The organism is Clostridium cavendishii DSM 21758 (genome assembly GCF_900141845.1).
GTDB classification, from domain to species: Bacteria; Bacillota; Clostridia; order Clostridiales; family Clostridiaceae; genus Clostridium_AG; species Clostridium_AG cavendishii.
Genome location: NZ_FQZB01000005.1, coordinates 118,021 through 142,846, shown reverse-complemented (window position 1 = coordinate 142,846; position 24,826 = coordinate 118,021). Strand labels below are relative to the sequence as shown.

General features: G+C 27.6%; 20 protein-coding genes and 1 riboswitch. Of the genes, 1 reads left to right on the top strand and 19 read right to left on the bottom strand.

The window, feature by feature from the left end:
* Positions 1–2 precede the first annotated feature (2 nt).
* From argC to BUB01_RS04415, 10 genes are all read right to left on the bottom strand, one after another.
* Positions 3–1,037: an N-acetyl-gamma-glutamyl-phosphate reductase gene (argC, locus tag BUB01_RS04460; protein WP_072985487.1), complete on the bottom strand. Its 1,035-nt coding sequence runs from the start codon at positions 1,035–1,037 to the stop codon at positions 3–5.
* Positions 1,030–2,433: an argininosuccinate lyase gene (argH, locus tag BUB01_RS04455; RefSeq protein WP_072985486.1), complete on the bottom strand. Its 1,404-nt coding sequence runs from the start codon at positions 2,431–2,433 to the stop codon at positions 1,030–1,032. Before argH ends, argC begins: the two co-directional genes overlap by 8 nt.
* 26 nt (positions 2,434–2,459) lie before the next feature.
* Positions 2,460–3,668 carry an argininosuccinate synthase gene (locus tag BUB01_RS04450; protein ID WP_072985485.1) on the bottom strand — a complete coding sequence of 403 codons (1,209 nt, stop codon included), beginning with the start codon at positions 3,666–3,668 and terminating at the stop codon, positions 2,460–2,462.
* 293 nt (positions 3,669–3,961) lie between these two features.
* The gene (metF, locus tag BUB01_RS04445; RefSeq protein WP_072985484.1) at positions 3,962–4,846 is read right to left on the bottom strand and encodes a methylenetetrahydrofolate reductase [NAD(P)H]; all 885 of its coding nucleotides are present in this window, start codon (positions 4,844–4,846) and stop codon (positions 3,962–3,964) included.
* 138 nt (positions 4,847–4,984) lie between these two features.
* A riboswitch (SAM riboswitch) is annotated at positions 4,985–5,099 on the bottom strand.
* Between the two features lie 81 nt (positions 5,100–5,180).
* Positions 5,181–5,741: a YdcF family protein gene (locus BUB01_RS04440; RefSeq protein ID WP_072985483.1), complete on the bottom strand. Its 561-nt coding sequence runs from the start codon at positions 5,739–5,741 to the stop codon at positions 5,181–5,183.
* A 106-nt stretch (positions 5,742–5,847) separates the two neighbouring features.
* A complete protein-coding gene (locus BUB01_RS04435; RefSeq protein ID WP_072985482.1) occupies positions 5,848–6,807 on the bottom strand; it encodes an MraY family glycosyltransferase in 960 nt (319 codons plus the stop codon).
* A 184-nt stretch (positions 6,808–6,991) separates the two neighbouring features.
* Positions 6,992–7,627 carry a winged helix-turn-helix domain-containing protein gene (locus BUB01_RS04430; protein ID WP_072985481.1) on the bottom strand — a complete coding sequence of 212 codons (636 nt, stop codon included), beginning with the start codon at positions 7,625–7,627 and terminating at the stop codon, positions 6,992–6,994.
* A gap of 248 nt (positions 7,628–7,875) precedes the next feature.
* Complete coding sequence (locus tag BUB01_RS04425) at positions 7,876–9,561, bottom strand: B12-binding domain-containing radical SAM protein (protein ID WP_423231122.1); 1,686 nt, start codon at positions 9,559–9,561, stop codon at positions 7,876–7,878.
* Positions 9,446–10,111 (bottom strand): hypothetical protein, encoded by a 666-nt coding sequence (locus BUB01_RS23955; RefSeq protein WP_423231120.1) that lies wholly within the window; start codon positions 10,109–10,111, stop codon positions 9,446–9,448. The genes BUB01_RS04425 and BUB01_RS23955 overlap by 116 nt, the downstream gene beginning before the upstream one ends.
* A gap of 38 nt (positions 10,112–10,149) precedes the next feature.
* Positions 10,150–11,463 (bottom strand): PQQ-dependent sugar dehydrogenase family protein, encoded by a 1,314-nt coding sequence (locus tag BUB01_RS04415; protein WP_072985479.1) that lies wholly within the window; start codon positions 11,461–11,463, stop codon positions 10,150–10,152.
* A gap of 155 nt (positions 11,464–11,618) precedes the next feature.
* Between BUB01_RS04415 and spoVB the strand changes: the two genes are divergently transcribed.
* The gene (spoVB, locus tag BUB01_RS04410; protein ID WP_072985478.1) at positions 11,619–13,121 is read left to right on the top strand and encodes a stage V sporulation protein B; all 1,503 of its coding nucleotides are present in this window, start codon (positions 11,619–11,621) and stop codon (positions 13,119–13,121) included.
* A 24-nt stretch (positions 13,122–13,145) separates the two neighbouring features.
* Here spoVB and BUB01_RS04405 read toward each other — a convergent pair whose 3' ends face one another.
* The 9 genes from BUB01_RS04405 to BUB01_RS04365 form a co-directional block, all read right to left on the bottom strand.
* On the bottom strand, positions 13,146–14,519 hold the full coding sequence (locus BUB01_RS04405; protein ID WP_072985477.1) for a hypothetical protein: 1,374 nt from the start codon (positions 14,517–14,519) through the stop codon (positions 13,146–13,148).
* A gap of 7 nt (positions 14,520–14,526) precedes the next feature.
* A complete protein-coding gene (locus BUB01_RS04400; RefSeq protein ID WP_072985476.1) occupies positions 14,527–15,918 on the bottom strand; it encodes a sensor histidine kinase in 1,392 nt (463 codons plus the stop codon).
* The gene (locus BUB01_RS04395) at positions 15,915–16,592 is read right to left on the bottom strand and encodes a response regulator transcription factor (RefSeq protein WP_072985475.1); all 678 of its coding nucleotides are present in this window, start codon (positions 16,590–16,592) and stop codon (positions 15,915–15,917) included. The genes BUB01_RS04400 and BUB01_RS04395 overlap by 4 nt, the downstream gene beginning before the upstream one ends.
* A 204-nt stretch (positions 16,593–16,796) precedes the next feature.
* Positions 16,797–17,792 carry a polysaccharide deacetylase family protein gene (locus tag BUB01_RS04390; protein WP_072985474.1) on the bottom strand — a complete coding sequence of 332 codons (996 nt, stop codon included), beginning with the start codon at positions 17,790–17,792 and terminating at the stop codon, positions 16,797–16,799.
* 188 nt (positions 17,793–17,980) lie between these two features.
* Positions 17,981–19,597 (bottom strand): putative polysaccharide biosynthesis protein, encoded by a 1,617-nt coding sequence (locus BUB01_RS04385; protein ID WP_072985473.1) that lies wholly within the window; start codon positions 19,595–19,597, stop codon positions 17,981–17,983.
* A gap of 26 nt (positions 19,598–19,623) precedes the next feature.
* On the bottom strand, positions 19,624–20,583 hold the full coding sequence (locus BUB01_RS04380) for an RluA family pseudouridine synthase (RefSeq protein WP_072985472.1): 960 nt from the start codon (positions 20,581–20,583) through the stop codon (positions 19,624–19,626).
* A 164-nt stretch (positions 20,584–20,747) separates the two neighbouring features.
* Positions 20,748–21,938 (bottom strand): M20 metallopeptidase family protein, encoded by a 1,191-nt coding sequence (locus BUB01_RS04375; RefSeq protein ID WP_072985471.1) that lies wholly within the window; start codon positions 21,936–21,938, stop codon positions 20,748–20,750.
* Positions 21,939–21,960: 22 nt separating this feature from the next.
* Positions 21,961–23,994 (bottom strand): cell division protein FtsA, encoded by a 2,034-nt coding sequence (locus tag BUB01_RS04370; RefSeq protein WP_072985470.1) that lies wholly within the window; start codon positions 23,992–23,994, stop codon positions 21,961–21,963.
* A gap of 103 nt (positions 23,995–24,097) precedes the next feature.
* The gene (locus tag BUB01_RS04365) at positions 24,098–24,385 is read right to left on the bottom strand and encodes a hypothetical protein (RefSeq protein WP_072985469.1); all 288 of its coding nucleotides are present in this window, start codon (positions 24,383–24,385) and stop codon (positions 24,098–24,100) included.
* Positions 24,386–24,826 lie beyond the last annotated feature (441 nt).

Genomic DNA, 24,826 nt, shown 5'->3' with positions numbered 1-24,826 from the left:
CTTTAAAAGGATTGTGATAAAGCCTCTAAACCTAAATCTTCTCTAAAACCTAGTATCAAATTCATATTTTGAACTGCTTGCCCAGCTGCTCCTTTTATCATATTATCAATAGTTGAACATACTATAAGTTTGTTAGTTCTTTCATCTACATGTAATGATATATTACAATAATTTGACATACTAACATTCTTAACCTTAGCATATTTCCCCAACGGCATAATATTTATAAACTTTTCTTTTTCATAATATTTTTTATATACTTCAAAAATTTCTTCTAAACTTATTGCTTTTGTAATATCTCCATAAATAGTAGCAAAAATCCCCCTATTCATCGGAACAAGTTGTGGTGAAAAAGTTATTTTAACTTCTTTATTAGTATAAAACTTAAGATTTTCTTCAATTTCAGGTATATGTCTATGACTTCCCCCTAATGCATAGGCAGTTAAATCTTCATTACACTGACTATAATGACTAGATAATGATAAAGTTCTTCCAGCACCAGTTAATCCAGACTTAGCATCTATAATTATATTACTTTCATTAATAATTCCCTCGTTAATGGCTGGATATATTCCTAATATACTACAAGTAGGATAACATCCTGGATTTGCTATTAATTTGCTAGACTTTATCCTTTCTCTATTAAGTTCTGTAAGCCCATAACTACTAAGCTGATGCAAATTTTTACACTCAAATTCTTTTTCATACCATTTTTTATAATTCTCTTCATTTTTAAGTCTAAAATCTGCCCCCATATCTATTACTATCTTTCCAGAGTTTAATGCTTTTTTACTTATTTCTTCACTAAATCCATGCGGAAGTGCAATAAAAATAACATCTCCCTTTTCTATTGCACTCTCCTCATCACCACATACTAAATTTAAGCCCAAAAAATTTTCATACACCTCATCTATATATTTATCCTTAAAACTATTCGAACTTATAGCTACAATCTCTACTTTACTATGAGTATATAGAAGCCTTATAAGTTCAGCCCCAACATACCCTGTAGCCCCAATTATAGAAACCTTAACCACATAATTCCCTTCTTTCATTTGCCTTTACTATTATGAACTCTTTAAGTTCCTTTAATCTAACCTTTACCTCTTCAGGACTAGGACCACCTATAACTTTTCTATTCTCAACACACTTTCTTATATCTATGGCTTCATATACATCAATTTCAAAAATCTGTGAAAATTCTTTAAACTTTTCTAAAGAAATTTCTTCTAAAACCTTCTCTTCTTTTATTGCGTAAAAAACTATTTCTCCAGTTACGTGATGGGCATCTCTAAAACTCATACCTTTTTTAACCATATAATCAGCTAAATCTGTAGCATTAATAAAGCCATCCCTACACGCCTTTTCCATATTTTCTTTATTAACTTTCATAGTGTCTATCATCTTAGCAAATACACTAAGACATATTTTAACTGTATCTACAGAATCAAAAATTTGTTCCTTATCTTCTTGCATATCTTTATTGTAAGCTAATGGTAACCCCTTCATAATAGTCAATAACCCCATTAAATTTCCATATACTCTACCTGTTTTCCCCCTAACAAGCTCTGCTACATCAGGATTCTTTTTTTGTGGCATTATACTTGAACCTGTAGAATATGCATCATCTAACTCTACATAATTAAATTCTTGGCTGCACCAAAGTATAACTTCTTCACTAAATCTTGATAAATGCATCATTAAAATACTTAATGATGAAGCTAATTCTAATACAAAATCTCTATCAGAAACACCATCTATACTATTAGTCATAACCTTATCAAATCTTAAAACTTCCTTTACCATAACCCTATTTATAGGATAAGTTGTAGTAGCTAACGCTCCACTTCCTAAAGGCATAGCATTCATTCTTCTATAACAATCCTCAAGCCTTTCATAATCTCTTTTAAACATCTCACTATATGCCATTAAATGATGTGAAAAGGTTATTGGTTGAGCCTTCTGCATATGAGTATAACCAGGCATAATAGTATTTAAATTTTCTTCACCTTTTCTAAGTAATACCTTCTCCATATCTAAAATAAGTTTCTTTAGATTTAAAATTTCTTTTTTTAGATAAATTCTAATATCCAATGCAACTTGATCATTTCTACTTCTTGCTGTATGAAGTTTTTTCGCAACTTCTCCTATATTATCTATAAGCATAGTCTCTATATTCATGTGAACATCCTCATTTTCTTTAGAAAAGCTTAATTCACCATTCTTAATCTTCGTAAGTATATCATTTAGTCCACAAACTATTTTTTGACCTTCTTCTTCTTTAATAATTCCACATTTAGCAATCATATTTACATGAGCTATACTTCCCTCTATATCTTCTTCATACATTCTATAATCTACATCTATAGAGGCATTAAAATCATTAACTTCCTCGTTTACATCCTTTTGGAATCTACCAGACCAAAGTTTCATTCTAAGCTCCTCCTATTGTTTATTGATTATTTTTTATTGTATTTTTTCGCCATTACAGTGATTGGTAGCGAATATAAATTTATAAACCCTTCTGAATCCTTCTGATTATAGACTTCATCCTTATCAAAAGTTGCTATTTCTTCATCATATAAGCTATAAGGCGAACTTATACCGGCTGTTATTATATTACCTTTATAAAGTTTAAGCTTTACTTCTCCAGTAACATTTTCTTGGGTCTTATTTACAAAACTACATATAGCTTCTCTAAGCGGAGTATACCATTGTCCATAATATAAAATTTCTCCAAGCTTTTGACCTAATAAATCTTTATAATGTGATGTTTCTTTATCTAAACAAACACTTTCAATCTCTCTATGAGCATAATAAAGTATAGTTCCACCAGGAGTTTCATAAACTCCTCTAGACTTCATACCAACTAATCTATTTTCAACTAAGTCTATTATCCCAATACCATTAGCTCCACCAATTTCATTTAATTTTTTTACCATTTCTACCGAATTATATTCTACTCCATCAAGTTTTTTAGGTATTCCTTGTTCAAAATATATATTTATATAGGTTGATTTGTCAGGTGCCTTTTCAGGTGTAACAGACATTTCAAGTATTTTATCATAATTAGGTTCATTTGCTGGATTTTCTAAATCTAAACCTTCATGACTTAGATGCCATAAATTCTTATCCTTAGAATAATTTGTTTCTCTAGTTAAAGGTATATCTATATTTCTTTTTTCTGCATAATCAATTTCTTCATCCCTTGATTTGATGTCCCAAATTCTCCAAGGTGCAATAATCTTCATATCTGGCGCAAAGGCTTTTATTGCAAGTTCAAATCTAACTTGATCATTACCTTTTCCAGTACATCCATGAACAATAGCATCTGCACCTTCTTTTTTTGCTATTTCTACAAGCCTTTTTGCTATTATTGGTCTTGCAAAAGCAGTACCTAATAAATATTTATTTTCATATAAAGCATTTGCCTTCAAACATTCAAATATAACATCTTCTACTAATTCTTTCTTTAAATCCTCTATATATAATTTACTTGCTCCAGTTTTAATAGCCTTTTCATTAAGTGGTTCTAGTTCTTCTCCTTGCCCCACATCTCCAGCTACTGCTATGACTTCACAACCATAGTTTTCCTTAAGCCAAGGAATTATTATTGATGTATCTAACCCTCCAGAATATGCTAAAATTACTTTTTTAATATCTTTCATATTTATGACCCCCTATTTACTACTTATGTTATAAGTATACTTTGTAATTTATAATTATGCAATACAATAAATGCATATTTATACAGAAATTTATTATATTTATGCATTTATTAAATGTAAACTTTTTATTTTTGACATTTTATCAGCATTAAAAGCTTTTTTTATATGTATTTTAATAATGTAATGAATTTTAATAAATTTCTTGACATAATTCAAAGCGAATTTACTGCATATTTATTAAACTTAAATGCATAAAAATGCATCAAGTTATAAACCTGATGCATTTTTATATTCTATCTTATATTTTTATTATTTATAGAGCTCAATATATGCTCTATGGATTCAGTAACTTTTCTTGCTACATAAGGACTATTCATAGTGTATAGATGTATACCCTTTACACCAGAAGAAATTAAATCTATAATTTGCTCAACAGCGTAATAAATTCCAGCATCTCTTAAAGCTTCTTTATCATTTTCATATTTATCTAATATTTTTAGAAATTTAGGTGGTATTTTTGCTCCTGATATACTTGCTATTCTTTCAATTTGCTTTTTATTTGTTACAGGCATTATACCTGCTTGTATAGGAACATTTATTCCTTTTTTACTTGTCTCATCTAAAAATTTATAAAAAACATTATTGTCAAAAAATAGTTGAGAAATTAAATGATCAGCACCAGAGTCAACTTTCTCTTTAAGATTTATTATATCCTGTTCTAAACTTGTACTTTCAATGTGTCCTTCTGGATAACATGCTGCCGAAACACTAAAATTACCTTTTTGTTTTATATGAGAAATAAGTTCACTAGCATATTTAAACTCCCCTAAATTTTGTTTATCTATAATATCTCCTCTTAATGCCAATATATTTAGTATACCATTATGTTTTAAATTTTCTAAAATACAATCTATATCAGAAACCTTTGAATTCACACATGTTAAATGAGCTACTGTCTCTATGCCATACTTATTTTTTACCAAAGATGATAACTCTGTAGTTTTATTGTCACTAGCACTACCACCTGCCCCAAATGTAACACTTACAAAATCAGGTTTCAAATAGCTAAACGTAGCTAATGTTTCATATATAACTTCCACCTTCGATGTTACTTTAGGCGGAAAAATTTCAAATGAAAACACAACCTTTTTGTCATCAAACAATTTCTTAATTTCCATAATTAGCCCCCTTTTATCATTTAAAAATTTTATAATAAACTATTCTTCTAACACTTATAATAAATATCAATATATTTTCATACAATAAAAAAACTTAAAGGGTATATCCTTTAAGTTCAAACTACTTTCTAGACAAAAACCCTATCTCTCAGTACTATTACTGCAGGAATTAGCACCTTTATATTATTAAATGAAAATAATATATGGTTGCTGGGTTTCATAGGGCCAGTCCCTCCACCACTCTTGATAAGTAACACTTATTTAATTTTTTATAGTATACATCATTATCTATTATTTGTAAATACATTTTAAAATATATTTTCATAATAATGTATTATTTCATGAAATTATATATTTCTGTTTGAAAATATTTTCCTATCTTAATTACCTCATCCATAACCATATTGACTTGCTCCTCATTATAATACCAGTTGCTCTTATATATTTTTTTATCATCTAAAACAGGCGCTATAAAAAATTCAACATCTTTAGGAAATATCGTTTCATAAGTTAGTAAAGCTCTTCTTGAATGTATCCATTTACAACTAATTATAGCACTTTTTATATTTATGTTATTCTTACTTAAGGTCTCTAATGAATATATAGCATTTTCAAAAGTATTCCTAGCCTTATCTTCTTTCAAAATATCTTTTTCTCTAACACCTAGCTCTATAGCTCTATCTTTAAACATCTCCCATTCTGTATCATATCCATTTAACAGTCTATTTTGTCCACCAGAAGGTAAAAGTAAAGATGAATAGCCTTGATTATAAAGATTAATAGCCCCTTCTATAGCTTCCAGCTTATTACACCCAGGTATTAAAATAACATCAGCCTTTTCTAATACAGGCTCTACAAAAATGAAATCTGAAATACATTTATATGGATTTTTCATTACACTTTCCACCCTTAAAAATATTTTTATACCTTTTTTACACATCAAAAAAACTATACTAAAGACATTTTTACTTTAACATAGTTTTTTACTTATTATTTTAAAGCTATAACTTTAATACCAAAATAATAATTGATATTAAGCTCAACCCACCACTTATTAAGCATATGTAAGTTACCACTTGCTTAGGAGTCATACCACGCTCTTCTAATCTAAAATGTATTTGACTTCTATCTGCTTGATAAACAGGTTTCCCATCTATAAATCTTTTAAATATTACAAATATATTATCAAATATAGGAACACCAAGCGCAAATATTGGAATTAGCATAGACATAACAGTAGCTTGTTTAAATGCCCCATCTAACGCTATTATAGATAAAATAAATCCTAAAAAGTTAGCTCCTGAGTCACCCATAAAAACCCTTGCCGGATGTCTGTTAAAATTCAAAAATCCTAAGATTGCTCCTACTAAACATATTGACATTACAGCTGAAGAACTTTGTTCTTTAGCCATAGCTACAACAAACATAGTTGTAGCTGATATTGCAGAAAGCCCGCCTGCAAGCCCATCCATCCCATCTGACCAATTTATAACAGTAGTTACTCCAAATATCCATGTTATTGTAAGTATAAACTGTAATATTTCTGGTATCATAATGAAATTACCACCAAATGGATTTGTAAATCCCATAAATACCACACCTGATTTATATACTAAGATTGCAGCTAAAATTTGTACTATGAATCTTGGATAAATAGGAAATTCTTTTTTTCTAGTTTTGTAAAAATCATCTACAAGCCCTATTATTAAAACCATAAGCGAAGCTATAAATATAATTATGGTTTCTAGTTCTATTCTACCTATAGCAACATTATAAAGAAAACCTGTAAAGAATCCTATAAACATAGCAACACCACCTATTAATGGAACAGGATTCTTATGTTTTTTTCTTTCTGTTGGTTTATCTATAAACTGTATCTTTTCAGCAAATCTCATCAAGGCCGGCATTAAAACTATAACCATTAAAAATGGTATAATAAATGCCCAAAAATATTTAAACATGTGTTATCTCCTCCTAAGTTGTCTGACCTTAAAAACTACAAGTATAATTAAAAATTCTATTTATACTATACCACATTTCTTAGAATTTAGTAATAACAAAGATGTTAAAATATCGCTTAACCCGTGATTTTAAGCAAAGTTAATATTATATTCATAATATCTTCTTTGCTTAAAATTAAATTTATCAAAAATTAGAATTTTCACTTACTAAGTAATTAACATCCTCTTGCTCATTATTAAGCTTTGTGATAACAGCAAATGTATGATAAGACATTTTTCCTTCTTGTTTCTTTTCATATTTTAACAAAATAGATCTTATCTCATTATTTACTGCTTCAAACTCTTCTTCTGTAACATAAATTTCCCTACAAGCTACACTTAAGGCCTTATGATCATTTAAATTATTTAAATTTTTTTTCATAGCCTCTATTGATATTTCTTTCGATTTATCATAATACTCATTTATTAAGTTAAGAAGTTGAGATTTATATACTTGCTTAGCTTCCTCTTGTATATTTTCCCCAAAAATTTCAAAACTATTCCCAGTTAAGTAATAATATTTAGCTATAATTCCTTTAATTTCTTTAGTTCGTATAAGTTCTACTATACCAGCTTTTTCAAGTTTCTTTATATGATAATGGATTTTTGCTGGCACTTCCCCTAAGTAATCAGCAATTTGCTTTACAGTAGCCTCTTCTTTATTATTCCTCAGAAACGTTATTATTCTTAATCGATATGGATCTGAATATGCCTTTATTTGTTCTAAAGTATTTAAAATTACAACATCCTTCACCCCAATTGCCCCCTTCTTTTTTAACATTAAATCTTTTACTCCCTATTGCTTTTTATTTTACTCATTATACCATACTTTACATTCTTTCAACAGTATTAATTGCTTTAAAGTTAACTTTTTATTATTTTTTTTTATATTTTATTAAAAAAACTCTTCATTCTTTAAACAACTATCAGATATTATTTAATTCTCATATTTGTAAATCTAAAATAAAAACCTAACAAAATTATATTTCAAACCCTGTTAGATCTTTATTTTATAATGTTAAATTAAATTTATATCTGTTCTTCTGAAACTATTTTAGTTACATCTATTATATTATCACTATTTTCTTCATCAAATATCAAATATGATATATTATTAATTATCATATTTGACTTTAAATATTGGGAAATATCTATTTCAAACCTTTCTATATGAAATTTTTTAAGATTACCCATTGAAATTCTAAGTTTTTCTCTAACATCTCTTTCTTCATACTTATCCATATTTCTTAAAAGAAATTCTGGTAACCATTTTTTCTTGTTAAAACATAAATAATCATACTTTATTATTTCTCTTAAAACTTCCCTACCCTTTCCATTTAAAACTTCTTCATTGAAATCAAATAAAACCTTATAATATTCTGTACTATTTATACTTCTATTAAAAAAACCTTTTAATTCAAAAAAGCATGATAATTCATAATAAAAATCAAATGGAGTCTCAAATTTTTTCAAAAAGAAACTTAATATATTTTTAAACTTTCCAGAATTATAATATTTATCTACCATTTCTTCTATTTTCTTAAGCTTTAAAAGTTCATAATAAGATATATCTTTACTACTTAAGATTTCATATGGTGCATATGGTGAATATACTATACCCCATTTTTCAGCTTCTGACCTCATAGATGAACCCTTAAGCAACTTTAAAAATCCAAGCTGTATTTCATCTGGATTTATAGAATGAACATCATTAAATGAATTTCTAAAAGATTCATAATTTTCCCCAGGAAGTCCTGCTATTAAATCTAAATGTTGCATAACATTTTGACCCTTGGCTACATTTAAAACCTTAGTTTTAAGATTTTCAAAAGTTATATATCTATTTATATTTTTTAAAACCTCTAAATTTGTAGTTTGAACTCCAACTTCTAGTTGAAATCTTCCCTTAGGTGCTTTATTAAGTATTTCTATTTCATCATTTCTTAAAAGATCTGCAGCTATCTCAAAATGAAATCTTGTATTAGTATCCTGCTCACTTAAAAAAATCAATATTTCCTTTGTGAAATCATGATTACAATTAAATGTCCTATCTACAAACTTTACAAGAGGAATCTTCTTATCCATAAAAAACTTTAATTCTTTCTTTACTCTTTCTAAGTCAAGAAATCTTACCCCATGCATAACTGATGATAAACAATATTTACATTTAAAAGGACATCCTCTACTTGCTTCATAATAAACTATTTTATTTTCTATATCATCTTCATAGGTATAAGGAAAAACTAAGTCATTCATATCCATCAATTTTCTTTCACCATTAAACTTAATTTCATCACCTACTCTATAGTAAAGTCCCTTAATATCTTCTAGCTTTCTTTCACCTAATTTATACTCTATAAATTCTTTATAAGTTTCTTCACCTTCACCACAAATTAAATATTCACCTAAATGATTATTTAAAAACTCATAGCTATCATAAGATACTTCTGGCCCTCCATATAAAATCTCTATCTTAGGATTAACACGTTTAATAAGTTCTGTCAATTTATTCACAAATTCCATGTTCCAAATATAACACGAAAAAGCTACAACATCAGGTTTTTCCTCTAGTATTCCTTCTAATATTTTTTCAATTCTATCATTTATTGAAAATTCCTTTATTTCTCCCTGATAATTTAATTCCTTGGTATATGCCTTTAAATACTTCAATGCTAGGTTGCTGTGAATGTATTTTGAATTTATGGCTGTTAGCAATACTTTCATCCTTAAGTATCCCCTTCCTTTTTGCTTTTAAATATATAATTCCACTACAAAGACTAGTTTCTTCTATTTCGTAATATTTTTCAAGTATTTTTTTAGAAGTTTCTAAAGAAAATTCACAAAAAGGATTTTTATTTGAGTAATTAAACTTTTTTATTTTGTCATTTTTAAGAGTAACAGTAATATTTTCATTTATTATTTCTTTAGTATTTTTCTCATAATCCCAAATATGAAGTTCACCACCTTTTTTTAGTGTTTGCCAAGTTTCAAATAAAAGCTTTTTTCTTTCAAAATTATTCCACAGCTTGCTTAAAGAAAAAAATATCACTGCTGTTTCATACATCATATAATGCTCACTTTCTTTTGATATATCATTTATTAAATAATCCACTGAAATCTCACATTCATCTTCCTTTATTAAATTATATATAACGCCATAATTTTCACTTCCAATATCTAATACATTACCCTTAAAGTTAACGTTTCTCATATCTATTTTAGTAGCCCTCATTTTATCACCTTCCATTTTTTGTATATTATTCATTTCTACATAAAAAAAATAATTCCTCTTTATTTGAGGAATTACTTTTTATTTCCTTTTGTAAAAACTAATTTAACTACAAATACTCCTATTAAAATTATTGTTAATGATAACAAGTAAATTAAATTTGTTTTAGAAAGATTCATATTAAGTTCATCCGTCTTTTTATAAACAGAATATAAGTATCCATTTTTCCCATCTAACATATATACCTTACTATTTTGAATTTTTATATCATTTATATTACTAGCTTTACTAACCTTTATAACCCTCTCTATAATCCCTTCAATAGATATATTCAAAACTTCTTTTTGTAAATCATCATACACAAACATAGAATCTTTTTTTAAAATATTTCCTGATTTATCAATAGCCAAACAATATAAATTTTTAACTGCACTATGCTGATATATAGGTGCCTCTGGATTAATTGTAGGTGGATTTTCTAAAGCTAAATAAGTTTTAGGCTTTCCTTCTTGCCTAAACCTTGGTGAATCAACAGGATCACCTCCACTATAATCTGGCCAACCATACCACCTAGCTCCACCTTTTATCTCATAAATATAATCCTTATCCCCATATACAGGTCTAAGTCCTCTTTCTTCAATTCCTCCAACTACAGCATATATATTACCTGTGCTTGAACTATCTATACCTTCTACATTCCTTACTCCCCATGCATATAACTCATGATTATTATTTAATAAATTAATTTTTATGATTGTAGCATTCCCAAGTGGGCTTGCCCCTATCACCTGCCCTTTACTTCCTTTATTTCCATATGGTAAAAAAATACCATTATTATCTCCACCAGAACTTTTACCACTTAATGTAATAGGTTTAGGAGTTAAATCATAACTATTAGTTGTTTTTTTCCAATCATTGTCGTCACCTACAACTCCTGAATTTGTAGCTGCTCCTATAGTCAGGAATAAACTATCTCCACTTAATAGAAGCTTTGATTTTTTATAATCTCCATAATTAGGTATATTATTTAATACTATCTTTTTTTCCTTTTTAGTTAAATCATAAAAATATAGGGTTGTGTTTGAAACAAAGTATATTTTATTTTTATAAAAAGCTATACTGCATATACTTAAATCATTATCCTTTATTATACTCTCACTAACTCCACCCTCAGTAGCCTTTATTATTTCACTTTGCATTGCTATATAAAATTCTCCATTATTACCAAAGGTAACTGCCTCTGCTCCAGTGATTCCTTTGTATATTAAATCATAAGTTAATTTATTATTTATAGTATCTAGTCCAAAATTGACTTTTAATTTATAAACTCCAAAGCCTCCTACACAAGATAGAATTATAATTAATATTAAATATAGATATCTCTTCATAAAATCCCCCCATGCTTCCATTATATTTACATAAGCCTTTAATAATTCCTACAACTTAAATATTTATTTATTCCCTCTTTAGTAAACAGTAAGAATATTTATGTAAATCAATGAATATTCTTAAAGAGAACTAATTATAAAAAGGTAGGTGTACTATGAAGGATGGTTTTTATAAGAATTCTATGATTTTGACATTATCAAATTTGACTACTGGAATTTTAGGATTCATATTTTCTATATATTTATCTAAAATATTAGGTCCAGAAGGTATGGGGCTTTACGGGCTTGTTATGCCAATATATAATCTTTTTATCTGTCTTATGACAGCTGGAGTTATAGCTGCTATCTCCAAAATATCTGCTATCTATGCCTCATCTAATGATTATAACAACTTAACAAAAACTATTAGAACTGTAGCTTTTTTTAATTTTATATGGGCAATGATAGTAGGCATTTTAGTCTTTTTCTTTTCTCCAACTATTGGTCATTATTGGGTTAAAGACTCTAGAACTATGAAAGCTATTATGGTAACCTGCCCGGCAATGATATTTATAGCATTATCCAATATTTTGAAAGGTTATTTTTATGGAACTTCTAAAATATCTATGCCAGCCTTTATTGATATTTTAGAAAAGGCCTTTAGAATATTTGTTTTAGCCTTACTTATTTATATTTTCAAAGCTGATTCTTTAGAAAAGTTAGTAACTCTAGCTTATATATCTATTTGTTATGGAGAATTTCAAAGTTTGGCACTTTTATATTTTTATTATAAATTCTCTATTTCTAAGCACCCTAAAATAAAAACAAAGACAGAGGGACGAGCTCAATTACTTTTTGACGTTTTAATCGTTTCTGTTCCACTTTGCCTAAATGGTTTTATAATAAGTATATTTACAACTATCGCTACACTTATAGTACCAAGACGCCTTGTAGCAACTGGATTTCAATACTCTGAGGCTCTTTCCATGATAGGTAAATACTCTGGTATGGCACTAGCAATAGTAACTTTTCCTATGATTATAATAGCTTCTATAAATACTCTTTTAATTCCAGATCTCTCCCAAACAATGAATAAAAAAGATCACTTCAGTGCTAGTAAACGAATTAAAGAAGTAATAAGTTTAGCTTTTATAATAGGTCTCTGTACTCTTATTTTAGGACAAACTTTTTCGTCAGAATTAGGGAAAATGTTCTTCTCTAGAAATGATTTAGGCGGATATATAAAAGCCTCTTCCTTAGCTATGCCACTATTCTTTACATCAGTAACTATGTTTGGAATATTGAATGGTTTAGGAAAACAGACTATTATTTTAAGAAATAACATAATAACCGAAATTTTAGAAATATTATGTCTTTATGTTTTCACTGGAATATCATCAATAAATGTTTTTGGATTTGCCATAACTATGTTTATAATTTCTACATTAAGTTTAATTTTAAATCTTTATGAAGTGAATAAACAAATCGCCTTAGATTTTTCATTTATAAATATATTAATTTATATCTTAGCTGGAATTTTGTGTTATTTATTATTGAAAACTTGTTCTTTAAATTTAAACTTTTTAAATTTCAAGGTTAAGATAATACTATCAATGCTACTTTGCTTTGGAATGTTTTCATTCTTACTTTTAACATTTAGAAAAAAGAACTTATATTAAAAAAGCAATCAAATGATTGCTTTTTTAATATGCTTTATAATTTTGTTTAACAATAACCTCATCCCACTTACTAACGAAATCTCCTATGGCCCATTCTGCCATTATTACAGTATCATCTTCACCTATATTTATTGTTTTACTTATATCAGTTTTAAAATCTCCATTTTTAATTTCACATATAAAAAGCTTATCTTTAGCAAGCATTATTGACATCCTTTTATTAGGTGAATTAACAATATCTCTAACCCGAGGATTTTTTTCTTTAGCCTTATTCCAAGGTATATATAAATCATCAAATTTTATTATTTTATCTTGCCTAGATTTATTTATATAAAAATCAAAATAATCTTTAGGGTTCTCTTTAGCATTAACACGCCCTTTAATAATCCAATGTCCATTTGTTCTAATCATTGTATAATTAGTTTCTGCTACACTTGCAGAATTAAATTCATCTTTATTTTCCTGTTCTAATACACTTAAATGAGAATTAAACGCATTTTTAAAAGCATTTAAATATCCAACTCCTAAAACTTCACTTAATTTTACCCCTTCCTTGTTTTTAATATTATCTAATGGTAAAACTTTAAACTCTTCTTTATTATCTAACCTTATTCCAATATAATCATCACTAACAAAATTAATTTCACTAAATTCAACTCTATTATCTTTTAAATTTCTAGCATCACCATTATTTGTAGAACTAATATTTTCAGAATAAAGTATTTTATCACTACTATTTTCGATAGCTGCCGTAGAAAGTTTCCATAAAGATTTTTTTCTAGCTACTACAATGCCTGGAACTTCATAAACTTTATTTATTAAATTATTTGAAAATGATATCCATAAAGTCCTATATTCACCACTTTTATTTTTTAATCCTAGTAACACTCCACATTGCATATTATAATATTTACTAGGTTTAATTTCACTTCCAACTTCCTTAATATCTTGCACTTTAATACTATCTACTGACTTCTTTTTTTCTACTTTAATAAACTCATCATTTATAATTATTAAACCCCAATTATCATCAATATTTATATAATCACAAAAAATATTTTTATCATTATATACCGATATAATATCAATATCCTTAGGCACACTTCCCAATGATTCTTTTAATATATTTCTATCCTTTTCTGACAGATACATAAAAGTGTCTACATTTTTGAATTTATATTTTGGATTATATATAATATCTCCCCTAATCTTTGCAACATCATTTGTGAAAACAAAATTGTCATTTTCATCATTATTACTCTGCCATTGTCCGAATAAAGGTATATTTTTTATTTTTGCAGATTCTATAACTATCCTATTACTAATATCCAAAATATCACATCCAATAAAATTAAATGCAATTAAAATACATATTATTGCATTAATACTCCTTTTCATAATATTATCAACTCTCTTTTATATTTTTAGGTATTTTAACTATTGCCTCTGTCATTACACCCAATTCACTTAATATTATAAATCTTCCATTATGTAATTTTATTATTTCATCACATACTGAAAGCCCTATACCATTTTGAGACTTAGAATTTTTACCTTTATAAAACTTTTCTTTTACCCTCTCTAAATCCTCAGGACTTATACCTATACCACTATCTTTTACTATTATAACTACATATTTTTCTTCATTACTTATATTTACACTTATAGTATCTTTCGGTTCTGTAAAATTAAATGCATTATTTATCAAATTTATAAAAACTTGCTTTAATCTATTTTCATCTGCATATATATTTTCAATATTATCATCATACTCTATAGAAAAAGTTTTTTCTTCTCTATCAGCTCTATGCTCAGCATAAGCCTTAATGTATTCCACTACATCCTTTATTCTTATACTACTTTTACTTAGACTCATTTTTCCTTGAACAAGCTTTGAAAAATCTAATAGTTCTTCAACCATATCTGAAAGTCTATCTGTTTCTTTTTCTATGATATCGAATCCTAACTTTAATGTATCTTTGTCTGTTTCATCACTATTTAAAGTTATTACCCACCCTTTTATAGCCGTAAGGGGAGTTCTTAATTCATGTGATACTGAAGAAATAAATTCATTTTTCATTTTATCTCTTTTCAGGATTTCATCTGCCATATAATTTAAAGTGTTTGAAAGTGTTCCTATCTCATCTCTATCACTTATAAAATTTCTTACCTTCAAATCACCAGCCGCCATTCTTTCAGCTGTCTTTGTTATCGCCTTTATAGGGTTTGCTATACTATTTGCAAACAAATTACTTAGAATAATACCTATCATCAATACCAAAACTCCTATAAGTATAAATATTGTAAGAAAATTTTTTATGGAATTATTTACTTCCTTTAATGATGTTATATATCTTATAACGCCTATAACCTCATTGTTTTTCTTTATAGGATAAGAAACAGCCATAACGCTATCACTATTATAATCAACCTTTCCTACCCATTTCCCCTTTTGTCCTTTTAAAGCTTTTTGAATATCAAGGTTTTCATTATTATCCTTACTAATACCTATAGAGTCCATAAGTAAGACTCCCTTTTGATCTCTTATTTGTACTTGAGCTGAAGTTTTATTCCAAAAAAGGTCTACATTATCATAAACATTATCTTTAAGGGAACTATCTAATAAATACTTTTCATAAAATTCTGCCGAAATTTTTATTTCATTTGTTAAAAGATTTTCCGTAGATTCATAAAAATAATACCTAACAAATAGCATAAATAATCCTTCTATTATAAGAACTGTTACACAAACTATAGACATAAAGTTCATAACAACTCTAGACTTTATACTTTTCATTTTCTAAGTCTGTACCCCTTTCCCCAAACAGTCTCTATATACTCTGGTTCAGATGGATTATTCTCTATTTTAGTTCTAAGCCTTCTTATATTTACATCAACAATTTTTGCATCTCCAAAAAAGTCTACTCCCCAAACAATATTTAAAAGCTCATCTCTAGTAAATGCCTTTCCCGGATTTTTAATGAAATTTTTAAGCATTAAAAATTCTGTTGGCGTAAGATCTAAAGGCTGTTGAGTTTTGCTTATTGTTTGTGAATAGCTATCAACACTGAATGGTCCATAAGTTATACTTTCATCCACATTATCATGCCCTTTTAATCTCCTCATAAGTGCCTTAATTCTTAATGTTATTTCAAGAGGATTAAAAGGTTTTACTATATAATCATCTGCTCCGTATTCAAGTCCCATTATTTTATCCAAATCCTGTCCTTTTGCTGTAAGCATTACAATCCCCATATTACTATATTTCTCCCTAAGTATTTTACATACAGTTAATCCATCTATTTCAGGAACCATTATATCTAAAATAGCAACATCTGGTTCCTCTTTTATTGATTTTTCTATAGCTTCTCTACCATTCGAAGCCTCTATAACGATAAAATTATTTCTCTCAAAATTTATCTTAAGAAAACCTCTTATATTTTCCTCATCTTCCAATATTAATATCTTCATTTTAACCTCCTTAAATATGATTTCCTCTTGTATTTATTATACCTAATTTTTTAAATAATTAGAGTTATTTCCTAACTACATTTAAAAATTATTTTTTAATAATTTTATTGCATATAAAAAGAGAGCTTAGATAAAATTTCTTTTAATCATAAATCAACTTACAAGAAATTTATATAAGCCCAATAAGTTATTCCAAATTTTTAATTAGCTTATGGTTTTAAATTCATATCCCTTATTCTTAAAATAATCTATTACTTGTGGCAATATTTCTTTCGTCTTTATTTTTCCTTCTGAGTCATGCATTAATATAACAACTTTTTCTTTACCATTAGATGTTTTTTGAACATAATTTAACATATCCTGGTTTGAATATTTTTTTCCTTCTGCATCACCATTCAAAGAATTCCAATCTATACTAGAAATATTTTCTTTTGCAAAAGTGGCATTTAAATTACTTAAGTTAGGATCATTATAATAAGCTCTACTCATATGTCCACCAGGCATTCTTACCACTTTAGTATCAAATTCATTTCCCAAAACATCCTTCATAATAGCATTAGTATCCTCTATTTCCTTCATAAAATAAGGAATATCAACTCTATTAGCAGGATACAATTTTTTAAAATTATGAGAGTAACTATGATTGCCTATAGCATGTCCTTCGTTAAATTCTCTTTTTAAAAGTTCAGCACCATTTTTAGTTTTTATATTTCTTCCTAGAACGAAAAATGTAGCTTTTACATCTTTAGATTTTAATATTTCTAAAACATCACCTGTATTTTGGTTACTTGGACCATCGTCAAAAGTTAAAAATACAATTTTCTTGCCATCACTTTTGTAATCTTTTGATAACATCTTTGAAACTTCATTTCTGTCTATTGAATATTTTGAACCTTCTTTACTTACATTTTTACCCTTTATAATCTCACTATTATAATTTTTCTCATCACTTTTATTATTTTCATCATTTTGTTCTGGTTCTTGAACGCCATTTTCTATATCTTTACCTTTATTAGATTGATTGTCCTCTCCTTCAAAAATAGTAGCTTGTACAACTTTATTTTTTGTATAAACTAAATTATATAATTTAGTAGCTACACAACCAATAGAAACCAAAATAATAGCTAGTGTAACTGCTAAAAATACTCTTCTTTTCTTCCTATTTTTCTTTTTTCTAACTTTTCTACTCTCAAATTTCATATTTTTTGTCATCTCCTGAAAAATCTCTTCTTAATTTATATTATAGTATATAAATAAACAAAATTTGTGACAAATTATTTAAATAAGGTTACAAAATAGTTACAAAAATTGTAGTATTCTATAATAAAGTTTGTATTTTTATATAAAAAATATACACCTAGAGTTTAGAAAACTCTAGGTGTATATTTCTATCTTAAATGTTTTTTTAGTATACTAGGCATAATTCTAATTGCTTTAGGTGTCATAGCTTCTATTTCTTTTTTTCTAACTCCGCCAAGATATATTAATGCTTGCAGATAGAAAAATGATCCTATTAATATTAATAATATAGTCATAATTAAATCTACTATTTTATTAACTCCTATTATTGATGTTATAAAACTAAATATAAATCTTGCTATAAATATAGCTAATGCCATATATAAACTAGATAATAGTGGTTTTGTAGTCATTTTAAATAGGGATAATTTTATTTTTAAAGTTTTATTTATCTTTATATTGTTCATTACCATAGGAACGAAGAAACATAAAAATCCTCCAATTACAGCTCCCCTAATTTTTATACCACTTTGACCTATGAAATAATAATTTGCGCTTATCTTAAGTATTATACCAACAACCATTGAAAATACAACATAATAAAATTTGCTAATACCTTGAAGTATTACATTTTGTATCTGTACTACTGCCATAAATACTAATACCACAGCGCCATATAACATAAGTTCATGACCATCTTCAGCTCTATAAAACAATCTATAAAGCTCTTTACTTAATACCATTAGACCTATTGCTGATGGTATTGCTATTGAATATGTCATTCTTAGTGCAAAATTTATTTTTGCTTTTATGTCTTTCTTATCTTTTAGAACTAAAGCCTTTGAAATAGCTGGTAAAACTACTGTTCCAAGTGCTGCTATTATCACCATAGGAACATACAATAGTGTCTTATATTCTGTTAATATACCATATAATTCATTACTTTGTACTTGAGTACATCCTGCATATATAAGTCTTTTCGTTACATTAGCCATGTCCACTAATGCTCCAAAATTTTGAAGTGCAGCACTTAAAGTTATAGGTACTCCATATTTAATCAAAGTTCTTATTATTCTTTTCTGATGTATTGGTCTTATACCTTCTTTTTGTTTTTCCCTAACTTCTTTTTCTACACGATAACTTTTATATATGTAAGCTAAATATATTATCCCTATAAGTGCCCCTAAAGATGTTCCTATTGTTGCGCCGGCACTACCTAAGGATATGGAATGAGTCCTGTTTAGTAAAATATAGGCTCCAAACAAGCTTATACTTACATTTGCAAATTGCTCAACAACAGTTGATATGGCTACAGGCTTCATATTGTTCTTACCTTGAAAATATGCTCTATAACATACTAATACTGAAGTTAGAGCTATTGTTGGTGCAAGCATTATAAGTCCAATTATTATGTCAGGATTACTTGTCATTTCAGCTATTGAATTTGCACTTAACATAAGAGTTATGGTAAATACGGTTCCTATTATAAGCAAAATTGTTCTAGATATTTTAAACACTCTTAAAGCATCTCTATGATTGCCAAGAGCTGTAAGCTCTGAAACATATTTTGCTATCGCTGTCTGCATTCCAATATTAGTTAATGCATATATAAAAGTAAATACCTCATATGTCTTACTATATATACCAAGACCACCACGTCCAATTATTATAAGTAATATAGGAATATATAAAACAGATAAAATCTTCGCAAATATACCTGCCAAAGACAGCATAGCAAAGCCTTTTGTGGTAGATTCTTCCCTCATAAATTAACCTCTCAATCTATAATAAACTAAAATTTAAATACGTCCTTTTTAATCTTTTTAAATATAGGAGGTAAGCCTTGTGCTATAGTTTTATTTTGAAGATAGCTTAATTTTTCCGGAACTTCTTTAAATATAACCTTATAAGCATAAAGATATTGATAATTCAACCCAAATTTATTTGCAAAAAATGAATTTAATTTCTTTTCTCCATATTTTGTATCACCAACTATTGGATGACCTAAAAATGCTAAATGAGCTCTTAATTGATGACTTCTTCCTGTTATAAGCTCTATTTCAACAAAAGAAAACAGACCATTACTTTGAATGTTTTTGACATCCATAGCTATCTTTTTAGTATCTTTTCTAGCCTCTGCATAAACAGTAGATTTATTATTTTCATCATCTTTTGTTATATAAGCTTCATAACGACCATCTTTAATTCTTCCTTTTACTAAAGCACAATAATATTTTTCTACTTTTCTATCTCTAATTAATTCATTTACAGCTTTTAATCCCTCAAAGTTTTTACCAAAGAACACCATACCTGAAGTATTTCTATCTAATCTATTACAAGATGCTGGAGTAAATGTTACTTCATTTTCAGGCAGATAGTCACCTTTCTCATTTAAATAAGATAAAACATAATCCGTTAATGTAGGATCTCCATTCTTTTTGTCTGAATGAACTAAAACTCCCGGCCATTTTTCAACTAATAGCATATTTTCATCTTCATAACAAATTTTAATACCACTTGAATCAACTTTTTGAAAGTTTAAAGTTTTCTCTCTTTTAGAATCAAGATACTTAATCTCTACTATATCTCCATCTTGAAGTACATATTTTTCCTTTTCTTTTTTTCCGTTTATCTTGACATCACCTTTTCTAAGCGCCTTAAATATTGCACTTAATGGTACATCCTTTAATAACTTTCTCAAAAACTTATCAAGTCTTTGACCTGCTTCATTTGTTCCTATAGGTACTATCACAAAATCACTCCTAAAATTTATATTATTTTCATTTATTTACACAGTTTAAATTAAGGCATAATTTCTATGCCTTAACCAATATAGTTTTATCATTACTATAGATTAATATTATTTTTTCATATTGTCAAATTATATTATTAAATGTCAGCATTAGTTTTATTTTTTTATTCTTCACTTAAATATTTAATAGCTGTTTCACATTGAATGGCAACCCCTATAGGAATACAAGCCTCGTCAATATCAAAAAGAGCATTATGAGCTGATGCAACTATATTTTTAGAAATATTTCTAGATCCTAAAAAATAAAATGCTGCTGGTCTTTCCATTGCAAAATATGAGAAACTTTCAACTCCCATACTCGAAGCTTTTTGAATCTCTATATTCTTTTCCCCTAAAATATTTATAGCAGATTTTTTTACTCTCTCTATAACTTTTTCATTATTTATTAAACATGGATAGCTTTCCTCTATGTCTATCTCATAATCTCCTCTCATAGCTTTACATACAGAAGAAACCACTTCTTCTAATCTCTTTTTAGCATATTCTCTATCTTCTGGAGTTAAAGTTCTTATTATTCCCTTTAATATAACCTCATCTGGTATTATATTTTGAGCTGTTCCACCATTTATACTGCCAACTGTTATAACTGAAGGATTAACTGGTGCAATTTCTCTACTTACTATAGTTTGAAGCGTAAGTATAACTTGAGAAGCCATAACTATAGGATCTATAGCTACATGCGGATATGCTCCATGCCCTCCTTTTCCTTTTATCTTTATAGTAAAAGGATTTGAAGCTGCAAATGCTACTCCAGACTTTAATCTTATCTTACCAACATCTAAGTCCTCAGTAACATGAAGCCCTAAAACTGCATCTACATGTGGATTCTCTAGAACTCCTTCTTTTATCATAAATCTTGCTCCGCCTATAGTCTCTTCTGCTGGTTCAAAAAAAAGCTTAACCCTTCCTTTTATAAGATGTTTATTTTTATTAAGAAGCTTAGCTGCACCTAAAAGTATAGTTGTGTGAGCATCATGCCCACAAGCATGCATTTTTCCTTCTATTTTAGAACTATAATCACACACTTTTTTATCTTGTATAGGAAGACCATCTATATCACCTCTAAGAGCTATTGTTTTACCATTTTCATGTCCTTCCATAGTCCCTTCTATTATTCCACAAACTCCAGTTTTAGCCACATCAGTAAAATGTATTCCTTCTTTAGTTAAGAATTCTTTTATTTTCCCTGAAGTTCTCCATTCTTCAAATCCGAGCTCTGGATGCTCATGAAAATCTCTTCTTAATGCTACTAATTCGTCCATTATACCTAAAGCTTCCTTTTTAAAATCAACCATTATAATTTAACCCTCCTATATATTAATCCCAAAAAATTTCTATGCTATCTCCATCATTAAGCATGTCAGTATATGATGCCTTGTTTCCATTTAATCTTAAATTTATATTTCCTTTTGCTATTGATAAATCAAAAGTATAATAATTAAATATATCTACGAATATATAACTCAACTTACCATAAAGTTTATACTCTTCACCGTTTATTTTGACTTTAATAGAATTGTTATCATCTTCATTTAATTCTTTAATTTGCTTCTCTACTGTATTTTCTTTAGAGATTTCATTAATATCAAGTTTTGGTTTTTTTTCTTTTATTATAATATTGTCCCCTTGTAATACTTTATAATCATCTTGTAACAATATTTCGTCTAAATATAACTCATCCTCTTCTTTTATATATTTTCCATTCAATATATATTCTCTTATGTCCTTCAAAGTTTCTAAATATTTTATTTCAACTTTATCACCATCATTAATAATTTCATTAAGTTGAACTCTATTGCCATTTATAAATGCTACAGGCTCCAAATTAATAAATTTATCTTGTAGATAAAAACCTACCTCTTCATATTGATTTATATATTCATAAACCTTCGGTCTTGCCATTTCTCCCTGCTTTGCATATTCTATATGTATGTTATCACCTGCATTAACAACAGTTTCTAAATTTGCTTCATTACCGTTTATAAATATTTTAGCGTTCTCACCTAAACCTCCAAAGGCTATTCTTTTTGATTCATTAACAAAAAATCTGATACTCTTTCCATTTTTGCCTATTAATATCTTAGGATTTATTCCAGCTTGTAAAAAAACATCCATTATAGTATGTTTATGCGAATTGAATAAAGATATTTCAGTTTCATTTAAAGTAACATCTATAAAATCATGACCTAAACTTTTTATAGCAACTAAAGCTATACCAAGTACAGTAACCCCAGTACTTCCTAAAGTATTATCATTACATACACAATCAGTAACAGCCTCTCTTCCTTTAATAGCTATTCTTTGTGATTGCATATTTAATTTTTCAACTATCTTTTCCTTTAATAAGGGAGTGTGTGCTCCCCCTCCAACTAAGAATACTGCTGACGGTGATTTTCCTCCATTAAGTTCAACTATTTTAGTAGCTAATTCCTTTGATATCTTATCTACTAATGGTTCTACAATTTTTAGAGCATCACTGCTATTTATAGTATTTTCAAATCCTATTACATCTTTAAATGTTATAGTTTCATCTTTATTAATAGCTCTTTTAATATTTTCAGCGGTATTAAAATCAACTAAATATGCTTCTGCTATAGCCTCAGTAATCTCATCTCCAGCCTGTGGAACCATTCCATATGCTGTAATACTTTCTTTATTACATATGGCAATATCTGAAGTCCCAGCACCAACATCAACTAACGCAAGGTTCAATAGTCTTAAATTTTTAGGTATAACAGCTTCTATAGCTGCTATTGGTTCTAGAGTTAAATTGTTAACCTTAAGTGAGACCTTGTTCATAACTGCATATAGCGAGTCTACTACACTTTTAGGAAGAAATGTTGCTATTATATCAACATTCATATTATCTCCTCTATGATTTAAAAGGTTTGATATTACAAATCCATTTAAATAATAATTCTTAACACTATATCCAACACAATAAAGTTTTCCCTCTGTTTTTTCATTTATAGCCTTTTCTGCTTCCTTTATAGCTGTCATTTCAAGACTTCTAACTATAGGCTTGTCTATTTCTTTTTCATTATCTAATGTCATTTCTCCAGTTGCTTCAATAGTTCTTAAAAATCTTCCTGCAGCTGCTATAGCTACTTCTTTAAGTTGAAATCCTAGTTCTTTTTCTAAATTATTTTTTATGTGTCTAACAGTTGTTGCAACTAATTCAATATCGTGAATTTGTCCATCTATCATAGCTCTTTCACTATGTTCTTTATAGCTTTCAGCAACTACATAGAATTTTTTATCTTTTATAATACCTACCGTTCCCTTTATACTCCTAGTTCCTATATCTAAAGAAAATATGACATCCCTTGAATTTACATTTGCAAAATCCATAAATTTTCTCCTTTATCCTATTATTAAAGGCTCATACTCTAATAATAGAATATGAGCCTAATAAAATTATATATTATAAATATACAACATTCAACAATTCATCTTATCTATCAATGCAAAGAACTTGATCCTTTTCATTAACATAAGGTAATTTTTTAACTAAATCATAAACATATAAAAGTTTATTCTTATTATTTAAACTTTTTTTATCTACTTTATCCCTTAAAAGCATATTGCTCCAAAAGTCTATGAAATCATCTTTAGTTAAAAACACTATGTCCTCCCCTTCTTTTATAAGAAATACCCCTTGTTTCTTATCAAAATTTCCATGTGCTTCACTGTGGTCCATTATTTCATTTATATCTTTCCACATTTTATTAAAAGCTACCATTAAACCTACTCCTTTCCTTTGTAATGATTAATACCCTATTATATAATATTATATGTTTAAAATAATTATAACATATAATTTTCTTTATTTTTAATTTTTATAAATATTTACAAATTTTATATTTATAATAGCGATGACCCCTTCCGAATCACACACCTACAATACATTTGTTTCAAGGTTAGGACATATTTGAAATAGAAATGTTTTTTAGATTACTTATTATTAAGCAAAATAAACTTTTAAAGTTTTTACTACTATATATGTTGTAATTTAAAATCTACATTTATCTTCTATACTTGTTAAAAACAAAATAAGGCCAACATTAAATTTAATTTGTATAAATCATATTACAATATATATATATATTTATATAGCACAATTAGTTCTAAATAATAAATATTTTACTTTAATTATTCTATAAACACACATAAATGCACTAAG